The following is a 14414-nucleotide window of genomic DNA, read 5'->3' on the forward strand; positions in this document are numbered from 1 at the left end:
CCCCGGCAAACCATTGCGGATACAGTTCAGGCACAATGCGGGCGAGAGGCAGGAGTCACAAGCAAAGGATGGCATCAGGGCCGGCAACGCTGAGTTGCCCAGGCTTCACGCAGGCTTTCTCAGGCACGCTCCTTACGCACGTTCTCTCATCCATCACGCGATCAATTGTCAGCGTGAGTGTCCACACCTTCGGTGGCCAGTCCTTCGATGGCCAGCCCCTCGATGGCCAGTACCTCGGAGACCAGCAGACGCCCGACATCGGCAATCGCGGCGTCACGCACCGCACGCTCGGCCTCGCTCTCGGTCAGATAGACCGCCACGATCAACGGGGCGTGATTCGGCGGCCAGATGATGGCGATATCATTGTTGGTGCCATGCCCCCCGCCCCCGGTCTTGTCAGCGATCTGCCAGTCATCCGGCAAGGCGGCACGCAGCTTGTCACTTCCCGTGGTATTGGCCAGCATCCAGCCCTGCAACGTGAGACGCGACGCCTCGCTCAGCGCCTCCCCCAGCAGCAGCCGCTGAAGGGTGGACGCCATCGCGTCAGGAGTGGTGGTATCACGGGGATCTCCCGGAGTGGCCTCATTGAGCGCCGTTTCACGACGATCCAGACGTGTGCTGTCATCCTTCAGAGTCCGCAGATAATTCGTCAGCCCGACAGGCCCACCGATGGCATCGAGAATCAGATTGCCGGCGGTATTGTCGCTGGTGGTGATGGTGGCCCGGCACAACGCCGCCAGTGTCATGCCATCGCCCTCCACCTGACGTTCGGTGACGGGGGAATAGGTCACGAGATCCGCCGGGCGAATCTCCACCTTGCGTGACAGCGACTCCTGGCGGGCATCCACCCGCGAGAGCAGATTGCCGCATGCCAGCACCTTGAAGGTGCTGCTCATGGGGAATCGCTCATCACCCCGCCAGCTGACACGTCTGCCATCGGCAGTATCCAGTACTGTCACACCAAGGCGCGCGCCGACCCGCTGCTCTATTTCCTGCAGATTGGCGACCACAAGTCCCTCGCGCTCCGCCTCGGAAGCGACCACGGACGCTGCGTGAGCCGGACTGATCATCAGCCATGACAGACAGGACGCCAGCATCGCGTCACGCCCACGACGCAGGACTCTTGCCCTTGCCGCGCCATGGGGCCTGGCCGGATCGCGCGGCGTTGTCGGGCGCCGACCATCGGCTGAGGCGCTACAGGCAAATCTCATGGGTCCATCACCTTTCATGGGGGCGCTACCTGACACCTCAGGTCGCGCAGTCAACGTGTCCGTCTGCAGACGTCGTGCAGCAGGTTGGTTGCATCATTGCCATGATGCTATGGCACAGGCGTCCTCGACAGATAGACGTATCGCCAATGGTGAACCCCCCATCCATCGGAGACAGTAAGCCCAGCATCCCCTTGGCGATGTCCCTGGACCTCGAACGATCCGCCTTCTCTCCTTGGATGGAGTTCTGCATGACCATCACCTGCATCAATGATCTGCAACGCCTGGCGAAACGCCGTGTGCCGAAGATGTTCTACGACTATGCCGACTCCGGCTCATGGACGGAAACCACCTATCGTGCCAACGAGGCTGATTTTGCCGCCATCGGACTGCGTCAACGGGTGATGGTCGACATGGACAATCGCACCCTGCGCACGCAGATGCTGGGAGAGGATGTGGCCATGCCGGTGGCGATCGCGCCCACTGGCCTCACCGGCATGCAGCATGCCGATGGCGAGATGCTGGCCGCGCGCGCGGCGAGTGACTTCGGCGTGCCCTTCACGCTCTCGACCATGAGCATCTGCTCCATCGAGGATGTCGCATCCGTCAGCACACGCCCCTTCTGGTTCCAGCTCTACGTGATGCGCGACAAGGATTACATCGGGCGGCTGATCGATCGCGCCAAGGCGGCGGAATGTTCCGCGCTGGTGCTCACCGCTGACCTGCAGATCATCGGCCAGCGCCACAAGGACCTGATCAATGGCCTGAGCGTCCCTCCTCGCCCCACCGTGGCCACCGCGCTAAACCTGGCGACCAAGTGGCGCTGGTGCGCCGGCATGCTGAAGACGAAGCGCCACAGCTTCGGCAACATCGCCGGTCACGTGAAGGACGCCGACAACCTCAGCTCCCTGTCGAAATGGACCGCCAGTCAGTTCGACCCCAGCCTGAGCTGGGATGACATCAAATGGATCAAGGATCGCTGGGGCGGCAAGTTGATCATCAAGGGCATCATGGAGCCGGAGGATGCCGAGATGGCCGTTCAGGCAGGCGCCGATGCCGTGATCGTCTCCAACCACGGTGGACGTCAGCTCGATGGTGCGGCCTCCTCCATCTCCGCTCTGCCGGACATTCTCGCGGCGGTCGGCGACAGGACAGAGGTCCACATGGATGGCGGGATTCGCTCTGGCCAGGATGTGCTCAAGGCGGTGGCGATGGGCGCCAAGGGCGTCTACTTGGGACGCGCCTTCCTGTATGGACTCGGCGCCATGGGCGAGCAAGGCGTGACGAAGACCCTGGAGATCATCCACAAGGAGCTCGATACCACGCTGGCCCTGTGCGGACTGCGGGATATCCATGACGTGGACACGCGTATTCTCAGGCCCGGCACCTATCCGGTGGCCAGTTCACAGACCAGAAGCTCGTGAGAAACACGAGCCTTTGATGACAGGCCGACATGCGCCGGTGGGATCCACCACGGCACATGTCGGCCTGTCCTCCTTTGCACGCAGCCCTCTCGGGCCAGCGCACCGGCTTGCATGGGCTTGCCTCAATGCACCTTGAGTCGTGGCCCCATGGCGTGGCGCAGAACGTCACTGACCACCTCGGCTGAGCCCTTGAGCGGCCCCAGCAGCAGGAACTGATGCTGACGCTGCAGTCCTTGATAGGCCGCGCGTGCAAAGCGCCCTCTCACCTGCAGATCCTCATGCCCATCGTTGCCTTGTGCATGGCTCAGCTTGCCGCTGAGCTTGCCACCGAGCTCACCGACGCTGCCCGCCCTGGCCAGCGACAACAGCGTGCCGCGATCCTTGAACACGAAGGCCTGAGCCGCCTCGCCCTGCTGGCGACGCGGCAGTTCTTCCGCCAGGAACTCGGCCTGTTCGCTGGCCACCTGTGCCGTGGGTGGCAGGGGTGCCTCATCGATGCAGGCACAGTCGCCCAGCGCGAAGATGGCTTCCTGCTCAAGGCATTGCAGTCCGGGCGTCACCTTCCATTGACGCTTCTTGTTGCTGGCCAGACCTTCGATCTCCTCGACGATGGCAGGCCCCACACGACCCGCTGCCCAGACCACCAGATCCGCGTCACGCGTCACCGACTCGTCGCCTTCACTGATCTCGACACTGCCGGGGGACACCTTGGCGACCTGACGAGACAGTTCGATCTTGATGCCCTGCTCCTCGAGTCGCTGATGGATCGACTCGCGCAGTTCCTGTGAGACACCGGGCATGAAGGTCTCGGTGGCCTCGAGAATCGTGATCTCGACCTTCGCGCCCTTGGGCACAGGGGCATCATGCATGCCACGCGCCTCATGCAGGTAAGCGGCCAGCTCGACACCAGTGGCGCCGGAACCGACGATCACCACCTGATACGGTCGCCCCGGAGACGCATGAGCACCATTCCCGTCACCATCCAGAGCGCCATCCTGGGTAGTTGACGCGCCAGCATCGCCTGTCGGTGCTGTTTCCATCGCCACATGATTGGCCAACAGGCCACGCGAGAACTGCTGGGCGATGCGCTCGGCGTCGTCGGGGGAATCCAGCAGGCAGGCATGCTCCAGCACGCCCTCGACGCCCATGTCAGGCGTCACCCCTCCCAGGGCCAGTACCAGCTGGCGATAACCTCTGACGCGGACCGGCACCTCGGCGGTCGCGTCATCTTCCCTGCCCGGTATCGCCGCAAGGGTGATCTGGCGTTGTTCAGGGTCCACGCCTTCGAGGGTGCCGCACTCGAAGCGAAATCCCCACTGCTCCGCCAGACCGGCATACCCCAACTCATCGACCTGGCGCCGTCCGAGCCCCGCCGCGATCTCATGCAGGCGCGGCTTCCACACGTGACTGGTGTCGCGATCGATCAGCAACACGTCCTTGTGGCCTGCCTTGGCCAGGCGGACCGCCAGTTCCAGTCCACCGGCACCGCCACCGACGATGACGATATCGGCGTCACGCGTTCGCTGAGAGTCATGCGTTTCCATAGGGCCTCCTTTCGCGGGGTCGAATAGAGAAACCTTATGTCAGACCAGGCGCTTTTCAAGACTGCCCCCCGGAACTTCGCCAATGCGCAGCCTTTGGTGCGACGCGTCATGTCCTTGATCGAATTCGCGACGCTCACGTTCACATTGCGGGTTTGACAGCGCTCGAGTCCGCGACTAAAGCTTATTTATACGAATAAATATGAATGACTCGCCTCCGCTCAGGACATCGCATGCCGACATCGCCTTCCCCCCTGGACACTTCACGTGCCAGCACCAGTGCCAACGCCTCCGGCACCCACCTGCCCAAGCGGCAGAAGCTGGCCGAGCTGATCAGTGATGATCTGAGGCGCAGCATCGTGCGTGACGGGTTGCGTGAAGGTGACCGGCTACCCAACGAGAAGGCGCTGATGGCGCAATACGGCTGCGCCAAGGGCACGCTGCGTGAAGCCCTCAAGATTCTGGAAGTCGAAGGCTTGATCACGCTGAAGACGGGCCCCAATGGCGGCGCCGTGCTGAATGCGCCGAGCATGGAGCCCGCCAGTCGCATGCTGAGAAGCTTCCTGCACTTCAAGACGCTCAGTGGCGCCCAGGTCTATCAGCTGCGCCGGCTGCTGGAAGTCGAGATGGCGGTATCGGTGGTGGGCCTGCTCAGCGAAGAGGATCTGGTCGCGCTCGAGCACAATGTCAGTGACTGCAGTTGCCATCAGCCACAGGACGAGGACCAGCGTCGCCAGCGTTTTCTGGAAATCGAGTTCCATCAGGTACTGGCGCGTGCCTGCCCCAACCCGCTGCTCAGTTTCATGTGCCAGTTCCTCAACGACATGCTGCACGAGCTTGTCGTCATCAAGAAGGCCTATCTCCCGGAGCGCAAGCAGTTCGATGCCGCCAATCAGCATTACCACACCGGCCTGATCACGGCGTTCCGCCAGCAGGATCACGAACAGGTCCGTCAGCTCATGACGGAGCACATGCAGGATGCCGAGCACCATATGACGGCCCTCGAGGTGGAAATGGCCGACCAGCTGCTCGTCACTCCGGCGCAGCTGATGGCCGACAGCAGAGCCTGACACCGCACGACACATCACAAGAACAATATTCACGAGAGGAAGGAAATCGATGACCACTGCCCAGATGGATACCTCCCCCGTCAGCACCCTGAGCGAGCTGCGCACCGACAGTGATCGCCTGTGGCAATCCCTGATGACCCTGGCCGAGCTGGGCGCCACGCCCAAGGGCGGCGTCAACCGCCAGGCGCTGACCGAACTGGACCGCCAGGCGCGCGATCTCTTCATCGAGTGGTGCAAGGCCGAAGGCTGCACGATCCGTATCGATGCCATCGGCAACATCTTCGCGCGCCGCGCCGGCACCGATCCGGACGCCCCGGCGGTAATGACCGGCAGCCACATCGATACCCAGCCCACGGGCGGCAAGTTCGATGGCTGCTTCGGGGTGATGGCGGGACTGGAAGTGCTGCGCAGCCTCAATCAGCACGACATCAAGACCCGCTGCCCGGTAGAGGTGGTGGTCTGGACCAACGAGGAAGGCTGTCGCTTTGCGCCCTGCATGATGGGGTCCGGCGTGCATACCGGCCAGTTGTCATTGCACGAGATGCTGGCTCAGAAGGACACGGATGGCGTGACCGCCGGCGAAGCGCTGGATGCCATCGGCTATCGGGGCAGCGATGAGATCCCCCGCGAGAACGTGCGCGCCTTCTTCGAGAGCCATATCGAGCAGGGCCCGATTCTGGAAGATGAAGAGACCACCATCGGCGTGGTGATGGGCGCACTGGGCCAGCGCTGGTTCGATCTGTCGCTGACCGGTCAGGAAGCCCATGCGGGCCCCACGCCCATGTCGCTGCGCCAGGACGCCATGCTCGGGGCGGCCGAGATCACCGTCGCCGTCAACCGCATCGCCATCGATCACGCACCGCACGGTCGCGGCACCGTGGGCGTGATGCAGGTCCATCCGGGCTCTCGCAACGTCATCCCGGGTCAGGTCAACATGACCATCGACCTGCGTTCGCTGGAGCCCGACTCCCTCACCGCGATGGTCGCCGAGCTGAAAGAAGTCGTCGAAGCCGTCGGTCAGCGACATCGTCTGACCTATGAGCTCACCCCTACCGCCGACTTCGTCCCCGAGCACTTCGCCGACAACTGCGTGAACGCGGTGCGCAATGCCGCCAGCCAGCTCGGCTACTCGCATCTCGACATCGTCAGCGGCGCCGGTCACGACGCCATCTTCATGGGCCGTATCGCCCCCGCCGGCATGATCTTCGTGCCCTGCGAAGGCGGTATCAGCCACAACGAGATCGAGAACGCCGCCCCCAAGGACCTGCACGCCGGCTGCAACGTGCTCTTCCACGCCATGCTGGATCAGGCCGAGATCGTCAGCTGAGGCGTGATTCCCCTCCCACAGGATGACAAGACGCCCCGCTCGAGAGGTCATCGAGCGGGGCGTCTTGTGTCTGGCGCTGAGCATGGCCTATCCGTGCGACCCGCCATGAGTCGCTATTGCAGAGACCGCTTCCAGAGACTCTCGATACTGTCCATCTCCGCCGGACCGAAGAGTGCCTCGGGCTCGCCGCGGTACCAGGCCCAGAGCTGATCCCCGAAGTCGAAGTGCCACCATTCGCTGGGCAGGTTGGTGAAACCGGCCTGGGTCATGACGTGATAGAGCAGCCGCCGGTTGTCGCGTGCCGCAGCCTGGGGCGTGTCTGCGCCAGGCGGATGACGTTCGAAATAGTCCGCGTGGGACTCAGGTGTCGCCTCATCGAACAGCGTCCCCATCTCGAGCAGCAAGCCATCGGCATCGCAGATCGTGACATCCACGGCACCGCCGGTGAGGTGCGGGCTCGGCGCGTCAGGATCACGACTGGGCAAGGAGACGAATTCCCGCGTACGCGCCAGCAGCTGGGCCTCGCAAAGCGAGGGGTCATACGTCTTGAGCGACTGATACAGCGTCTCGAACAGATACTGCTGTACCCGCCAGGGTCGCCAGCCATCCATCACTACCAGCGACAGCCCTTCCGGCAAGGCGCGTGCGGCCTGCAGCAGACGCTGATACACCGCACGCCGCACCAGACATTCATTGACCGCCCCGGGAATGCCGAGGCGTGCGTAGGCGGGATAGACCTTCAGGCATGACGGCCCGAGGCTGGTCGGCACCAGAGGACTGTCACAGCCCTTCACGGGAATGCAGGTCACCTGCGACCAATCCGGCTCGTCATGACTCGGGATGGCAGGAGGCGTAAAAGTCAGTGATGACGTCATGAGGTGTTATCCAGACAGGGTCGGCAACCACAGAGTTAAGGGCGGGAAGACGATCAGCATCAGCAGTACCGCGACTGCCACCAGCACGAAGGGCCAGATGGTGCGAAACAGTGAGGTGATCTCGAGCTTGCTGACCGCGGCGGCCACGAAGACGCAGGCCCCCATCGGCGGCGTGATCAGCGCGATGGTGATATTGAGCGTGATGATGACACCCAGATGCACGGGGTCGATGCCGGCGGCCATGGCCACGGGCACGAAGATCGGTGTCAGCAGCATCAGCGCCGAGACCTCTTCCATGAACATGCCGGTGACGAAGGTGATGGCACTGAGCAGCAACAGGATCAGGATCGGGCTGTCGATGTAGGGCGTCAGCAGGGCCACGAACTGATTGGGCACCTGGGCATAGGACAGCAGCCAGCTGACGATGGACGACACCGCCATGATCACGAAGATGGCACTGGTCAGACGCGCCGTATCCTTGATGGCACCCCATACCTCGACAAGCTTGAGCGGCCCCTGACACAACCCGCAGAGCAGCACGTAAGCGACGATCAAGGCGCCGGATTCCGTCGGGGTCACGATGCCCAGCACGATACCGGAGACGATGATCACCGGCGCGACCAGTGCCGGCAGCGCGCCGATGATTGCCGAGATCACTTCACTGCGTGCCGGTGCCTGACCGCGCGCCTGCAGGCCATGCCGACGGGCATACCAGGCATTCATCGCCATGAACGCCACCGCCAATACCAGTCCGGGCACGACCCCGGCCAGGAACAGGCTGCCCACGGAGGTATTGGTCAGCGAGGCGTAGAGGATCATGAAGATACTGGGCGGTATGATCGGCCCGATCAACGAGCTGCCTGCGGTCAGGCCTGCGGCGAAGGACGTCGAATAGCCTTCCTTGCGCATGGCGGGCACCAGCAGCGAGCCGAGCGCGGAGGTATCGGCGACCGCCGAGCCATTGACGCCGGCGAAGAAGACGCTGGAGACGACATTCACGTGACCCATGCCACCGCGCAGATGCCCGACCATCAGCCGCGCCAGGCGCATCAGGCGCTCGGTCAGACCACTGATGTTCATCAGGTTGCCGGCAAGGATGAACAGCGGAATCGCCATCAGCGAGAAAGCATTGATGCCACCGAAGAACTGCTGTGGTCCGAGACGTTCCAGCATCGAGATATCGATGAACAGAAAGCCGGTCACGGCGGTGGCGAGCAGGGAGAGAAACAGCGGCAGGCCCAGCAGGACGTGCACCACGAAGATGGCCAGCATTGCCCAGATCATGTGCGCGGCCCTCCTGTCTTGTCATCATGCGCCGGAAGGTCGGCGGCCTCCTCGTCCGGTGCGATCTCCAGTGTCTGGGATCTCAGCGGCCGTGGGCCATGCAACAGCACCTGGGCCGTGATCAACGCGAAACCGATCGGCATCGACAGCATCGGCACGCTGCGGCTGATGCCCAGCCCCATGGTGCGGAACATGCTCGCCGACATGGCGTAGTGCCAGGTCATCCAGGTCGCGCCCGTCATCAATACGAGCGTCAGCCACCATTGGTAATGGATCAGCCCCCTGGCCATGCGCGGAGGCAGACGCCGTTCCAGCAGCGCCACGCGCATGTGTGCCCCTTCTGCCCAGACGACGCCGATCGCCAGCATGACACTGGCGATGATGAGATAGCGGGTCAGCTCATCGACCCAGATGGGCGCGCCGCCCAGTACATAGCGCATCACCACGCCGTAGAGCATGATCAGCACCGTGGAAGCCAGCAGCATCGCCGCGAGCGCCAGCGTCACGCGGCCACAGGCATGCAGCAGGCCTTCCCTGAAGGAAGACAGTCGTGAAGGAGTCATGGAAGTCATTTACCGCAATCCACCAGAAAGGAGGGAGAATCAGAGCCCCGATGCCCGGACGACATTGCCCGGGCATCGAGGGAACTGCACCATCAGCTCATCAGGCCCAGGGCTCTCTCACGTCGAGAGGCGCTGACGTCGAGAGGCGCCCGGGCACTTGAGCGCTGTGGAAACCGCGCGCCTCACATGCCCCTCATGAAGAGAGACCGGCATCCTTCATCGCGGTATCGATCAGCTCTGGTGCGATGTCCTGACTCTTGAGCCACTCGAGGTAGGCCGGCTGGCCCTTGCTGCGAAACGCCTCGAGGTCTGCCTCGCTCGGGCGGATCACTTCCATGCCCTGCTCTTCAAGCGATGCGATGCGTGACTCGACCTGGCTCTGGTTGTCCTGACGGGCCTGGGCATTGGCTTCCTTGACTGACTCGAGCAGTGCGGTGCGCTCTTCGTCCGACAGGCTCTCGAGCAGCTGACCATTGGCGACCAGGAACTGATCCGAGTACTGGATGTTGGCCAGCGTCAGGTACTTCTGCACTTCCTGCAGGCTGCCCAGCAGGATGTACATCGGCGGGTTCATCTGACCATCCGCCACCCCGGTGCGCAGCGCCATGTAGACTTCCGTCCACGGAATCGGCGTGCCCGAGGCGCCGAAGGCCTCGTAGAGCGCTACCTGACTCGGGTCCATCGCGCGGAAGCGAAGCCCCTCGAAGTCATCCGGGCTGGTGATCGGACGCTTGTCATTGGTAAAGGCCAGAAAGCCCCCTTCCTCCACGACGGCCAGAATTTCGGCGCCATTGGTGCGCTCACTGAACAGTTGCTGCACCTGCTGCCAGTACTGACCTTCATCGAAGAAACGACGCGCCTCATCAAAGCCGTCGAACATGAACGGCGTGGCGCTGACATAGACTTCCGGCACGATGGGGGCCATGCCCGCGAAGGAGGCGATGTTCAGGCTCGGTGCGCTGATGACCTGCTCCATGCGCTCCTGCTCCTCTCCCAACATGCTGTTGGGGTAGAGCTTGAGCTCCAGCTCACCATCAGTCTTCTCTTCCACCAGCGTCTTCAGGTTGCTGGCAAAGACGTGCACGGCATTCTTGTCGGCATCCGGTGCGCCGTTGTAGCTGAGATTGATGGTCTGGGCCTGCACGCTGGCCGCCAGCAGGCTGAGCGCCAGAGTGGAACCGGTAAGCGTCTTGCGCAGCAGAGATGTCTTGGACAAGGACATGTGGATTCCCTTTTGTTTTTGTAGATATCGGTGGTATGCGGCGGGAGAAACGCCGTCCCGGGGATATGGCACTGTGGCCAGCCAGGTGGTGGGCGTTACCCTCACACGTCGAAAGTAGCGTTGTCGCTGTAGACTAATCAATCGTGCGAGTGTTGTTTTTTCGTCCACACCCATTGGACCTGACAAGCCCATCTCTGGCTTGGCGTTCCCACAGACCTGACATATCCAAAGACCTGACGTACCCCAAGACCTGACGTACCCAAAGACCAGAATGGCCCCGAAAACCGGAGTTTTCGGGGCCATTTCAATGACACGGCGAGGCCGTGCTGAACGAGGCAGTGTTGAGCGAAGCAGTGCTGATCGCGGCGCTACATCGTCAGTGGGTATGCTCTTCCTTGAGATCACTGCGCCAGCCCATGCCGGACTCTTCCATCAGGCGCTCATGCACGCCCTCGATATTGAGGCCGACCCACTCCTCATACTGAGCCAGATCACTGTACTCGGAGAGATCGACCTCCTGCTGGATCTGCTCCAGTGACTTGCCGGCGAGAATGCCCTCCGTCACCTGAGAATACAGTGACTCCAGATAGGTCAGGTAGCGTTCGACATCGGCGTGATCACCGATCTCGGCATGCCCGCCAACGAAGGTGTCGAAGTCATATTCCAGCACTTCACGCGTCGAGTTGATCATGCCCTGGATGTCATAGCTCCAGAGCTTCTGCCACGGCATGCGTCCGATGACGATCCAGTCGACCACGAACATCGTGGCGTGGTCCTTGAAGTACATGCTGATCGACCCCCGCCCGTCATTCGGGCCGTGATAGCGCAGCTGGACTTCCTTGCCGCCCAGTCGCAAGGTCATTTCATCCTCGAAGACGAGATCCGGCGGTACGGCCTTCGCCCGGGTGCTGGCGATATCCTGAGCTGCCAGCCGGTGCGCGATGAAGGTGGTATCCGGCGTGTCGAAGACCTCGCCGCCATAGATGTGATCACTGTGGTTGTGGCTATACACCACATAGCGAACCGGAGTGTCGAAGCGCTGCTTGATCTCGTTGTTCAACCAGCTCGCTGCGGCGTGATTCATCGGGTCCGTCACCAGCGCGCCCTGATCGGTGATCATGAACACGGAGCGATGGCGATCATCGATGAAGCGATAGAGCCCCTCTCCGAGAGGTTCTATCTCATAGGCTTGGGCCTGCAGACTGAAAGGAAGCGCTGCCAGCGCCAGTAGTGTCTTGAGGGGGCTCAGCATCGGAGGAAATCCTCGCATCAGGTGTTGTTGTCGTGAGATATCACTATGCCCAGACTCTGATACGAGAAGCCGTCAAGACTGGATGCGCCGAGGATTGACCCACTCGTGGCGCTGTCCAGCGGGTGTCACTTGCCGAGCAGACGCGGCGCGTCTGCGGTGAAGAACCGCAATCCCTGCTGCAGGTGGGTAAGGCAGGCCTCGACGGCCACCGTCATCTCACGCCCGCGCCGCGTACACATCTGCGCGCGGGTCTGTGCCAGGGCCGGATGCTGCATCGGCAACAGGCAGATATCGCCACGCCGCAACTCCTCCACCACGCTGAGCTCGGGCATGAAGGTGACACCGATTCCCGAGCGCACGAAGTTCTTGAGCACCGAGACGGAATTGGTGCGCAATTGCGCACGCAGTGAGACCCGCTCCTGCTGCGCCGCCTGATTCACCATCTGGCGCATGCCGGTGCACTCGTCGATCAATGCCAGTGGCCAATCCGCCACCTGTGCGAGCGTCAATGGCTTGCCGATCTCGAGCAGCGGATGTGCCGCCGGCACGATCAGGTCCAACGGCTGGCAGGTCTCCACATGACAGCAGAGAATCGGGTCTACCGGCGGGGCGTAGAGAAGCGCGATATCCACCTCGAAGTCGCGCAACAGCTCGGTCGCCTCATTCACCCCCGCCATGCGCACCACGACTTCGATACCGGGATGACGCGCCATGAAGCTCTGCAAGGGCAGCGAGATCAGATCGGCGATGAAGCCCTCGCCCACCGCGATTCTCACCTCACCGCTACGCAGCCCCTGCAGGGCACTCAGCTGCGAGAGCGCTGCGGCCTCCGCCGCCTGCTGACGATGGAAATGATCCAGCAGCAACACCCCGGCCTGGGTAGCGCGCATGCCCGTCTCGCTGCGCTCGCACAGCGCGACACCCACCTCTTCTTCCAGCTGCTTGATCTGGCGGCTCACCGCTGAAGGGTCGAGATTCAGATGTCGCGCCGCTCGGCGCAGTGAGCCCCGGCGGATGATTTCATTCAGCGCCGTCAGCGCCTTAGGATTGAGCATGGAGACAGTACCTGCCAGCAGCAGTGGAGGAAGAGGCAAGACTCGGATCACGCAGGATATCCTTGCAGACCGAGCGACTCCAGAGGCCCATATCGGGAAGCGATCGACAACGAAAAAGGAGCCGCATGAGCGGCTCCTTCTGGTTCGACGTGATCAGCAGTTACCTTTCTTGGCCTGCCCCGGCGGGCAGAAGTCACCGCCTCCCCGCTTGTGGTCATGGTGTCCATCACCGATCTCGATGATTGGCTCGGCATCGATCCGCGCCGGTGTATAACTGCACCCTGCTACGAAAAGGGCACTCAGCATCACCAGGCTGACAACTCGCACGCTAGACTGCATCATCATTTCCTTTCTTGAAAATACACATTTCTCGATGCTCCACATCGTACCGGAATGCACGCCATCGAGAACGCAATTTCTCAACGAATGGTAATGTGAGCCCCAAGCTTGCGGCATCAATCACAACAGGATCTTGCCATGTTCGATTTCAAGGAAGTGGAAGCCTTCGTGTGGATCACCCGCCTGGGGTCGTTCCGACTGGCTGCCCAGCATCTGCATCTGACCCAGCCGTCGATTTCCGAACGTATCAACAAGCTGGAAACCACCCTGGAAACCCGCCTGCTGGAGCGCACTCGCCGACCGGTACAGCCCACTCTCAAGGGGCGCGAATTCTATCGTCACGCCGAGGCGCTGCTGGAAGCGCGCCAGAAAGCACTGTCCATGATGGCATTGAGCACGCCCTTCCAGGGCGTGTTGCGACTGGGCGTCGTGGAGACCGTGGCGCACAGCTGGCTGCCCGGCTTTCTGGCCGAACTGGCGCGCCGTTACCCGGATCTCACCCTGGAACTGGAGGTCGACAGCTCCCCGGGGCTTGCCGCCATGCTCACCGCCGGCGATATCGATCTCGCCTTTCTGATGGGGCCGGTCACGGCGGAGAACGTGCTCAACCGCTTTCTGTGCAACTACACGATGGGCTTCGTGACCAGCCCGTCTCTTGGCTTCACCGAAGACAACTTCTCCTTGCGACGCCTGAATGCTCTGCCGCTGATCTCGTTTGCCCGCAACAGCCGGCCGCACCATGAACTTGGCTCGCTGCTGCATCAGATGGGACTCGATGACGTGAAGCTGCATTGCTCAAGCTCCTTGTGGACCATCGTGCGCATGACCCTGGATGGCCTGGGCGTCGGCGCCATCCCGCCGCGCATCGTCGCCGAGGAAATCCGCCAGGGCACCCTGCTCAGCCTGCCCTGCGACCTGCCCGAGCTGACCTTCACCGCCTCCTGGCCGACCCATATGGAAAGCGCCCTCGCCGAAGGGGTCTGCGAGCTTGCCATCGAGATCGCCCACCAGGATCAGGAGGCACATTCACGCCTGTCCTGAGCATCGCTGTCTGCCAACGACGCTCTCGCATTCCCCATGTTCCTGCTCCCACGTTTCCTGTCTCGCTCACGTCTCACGGGCCTGCGACCGGCCATTTCACACACCACATGAAAGGAATTTCCGATGGCTTGACTCGATAAAAATCGATTGGATTTATCTGGGCGTGCTTCTTATGGTGAAGACAGACAACAACAACTTCACAAGAAGCCCCCA

The 14414-nt window shown here is 62.2% G+C and carries 12 protein-coding genes; 4 read left to right on the forward strand and 8 right to left on the reverse strand.

All coding sequences use genetic code 11. The features are described from left to right. Positions 1–161: 161 nt before the first annotated feature. A complete protein-coding gene (gene bla, locus QD172_RS08875; protein ID WP_279855525.1) occupies positions 162–1211 on the reverse strand; it encodes a class A beta-lactamase in 1050 nt (349 codons plus the stop codon). A 248-nt stretch (positions 1212–1459) separates the two neighbouring features. Here bla and QD172_RS08880 point away from each other — a divergent pair, with 248 nt between their 5' ends. Continuing rightward, complete coding sequence (locus QD172_RS08880; RefSeq protein WP_077376993.1) at positions 1460–2632, forward strand: alpha-hydroxy acid oxidase; 1173 nt, start codon at positions 1460–1462, stop codon at positions 2630–2632. A 122-nt stretch (positions 2633–2754) separates the two neighbouring features. Here QD172_RS08880 and QD172_RS08885 read toward each other — a convergent pair whose 3' ends face one another. After that, a complete protein-coding gene (locus QD172_RS08885) occupies positions 2755–4176 on the reverse strand; it encodes an FAD-dependent oxidoreductase (protein ID WP_279855526.1) in 1422 nt (473 codons plus the stop codon). Positions 4177–4406: 230 nt separating this feature from the next. Here QD172_RS08885 and QD172_RS08890 point away from each other — a divergent pair, with 230 nt between their 5' ends. Both QD172_RS08890 and QD172_RS08895 read left to right on the forward strand, forming a co-directional pair. Beyond that, on the forward strand, positions 4407–5243 hold the full coding sequence (locus tag QD172_RS08890; RefSeq protein ID WP_279855527.1) for an FCD domain-containing protein: 837 nt from the start codon (positions 4407–4409) through the stop codon (positions 5241–5243). A 49-nt stretch (positions 5244–5292) separates the two neighbouring features. After that, complete coding sequence (locus tag QD172_RS08895; RefSeq protein ID WP_279855528.1) at positions 5293–6570, forward strand: Zn-dependent hydrolase; 1278 nt, start codon at positions 5293–5295, stop codon at positions 6568–6570. Positions 6571–6683: 113 nt separating this feature from the next. On the opposite strand, the gene QD172_RS08900 is transcribed toward QD172_RS08895, so the two are convergent. From QD172_RS08900 to QD172_RS08925, 6 genes are all read right to left on the reverse strand, one after another. Next, positions 6684–7445 carry a M15 family metallopeptidase gene (locus QD172_RS08900; protein ID WP_279855529.1) on the reverse strand — a complete coding sequence of 254 codons (762 nt, stop codon included), beginning with the start codon at positions 7443–7445 and terminating at the stop codon, positions 6684–6686. A 6-nt stretch (positions 7446–7451) separates the two neighbouring features. Then, on the reverse strand, positions 7452–8729 hold the full coding sequence (locus QD172_RS08905) for a TRAP transporter large permease (protein ID WP_077377007.1): 1278 nt from the start codon (positions 8727–8729) through the stop codon (positions 7452–7454). Beyond that, a complete protein-coding gene (locus QD172_RS08910) occupies positions 8726–9301 on the reverse strand; it encodes a TRAP transporter small permease (protein WP_279855531.1) in 576 nt (191 codons plus the stop codon). The genes QD172_RS08905 and QD172_RS08910 overlap by 4 nt, the downstream gene beginning before the upstream one ends. Positions 9302–9485: 184 nt before the next feature. Next, positions 9486–10514: a TRAP transporter substrate-binding protein DctP gene (gene dctP, locus QD172_RS08915; RefSeq protein WP_279855532.1), complete on the reverse strand. Its 1029-nt coding sequence runs from the start codon at positions 10512–10514 to the stop codon at positions 9486–9488. 376 nt (positions 10515–10890) lie between these two features. Beyond that, the gene (locus QD172_RS08920) at positions 10891–11766 is read right to left on the reverse strand and encodes an MBL fold metallo-hydrolase (RefSeq protein ID WP_279855533.1); all 876 of its coding nucleotides are present in this window, start codon (positions 11764–11766) and stop codon (positions 10891–10893) included. A gap of 125 nt (positions 11767–11891) precedes the next feature. Continuing rightward, on the reverse strand, positions 11892–12821 hold the full coding sequence (locus tag QD172_RS08925; RefSeq protein WP_136937949.1) for a LysR family transcriptional regulator: 930 nt from the start codon (positions 12819–12821) through the stop codon (positions 11892–11894). A gap of 477 nt (positions 12822–13298) precedes the next feature. On the opposite strand from QD172_RS08925, the gene QD172_RS08930 reads away from it, so the two are divergent. After that, on the forward strand, positions 13299–14201 hold the full coding sequence (locus QD172_RS08930) for a LysR family transcriptional regulator (RefSeq protein ID WP_279855534.1): 903 nt from the start codon (positions 13299–13301) through the stop codon (positions 14199–14201). The last annotated feature ends 213 nt before the right edge of the window (positions 14202–14414 follow it).

The sequence above is a fragment of the Cobetia sp. 10Alg 146 genome, from assembly GCF_029846385.1.
Lineage (GTDB): Bacteria > Pseudomonadota > Gammaproteobacteria > Pseudomonadales > Halomonadaceae > Cobetia > Cobetia marina.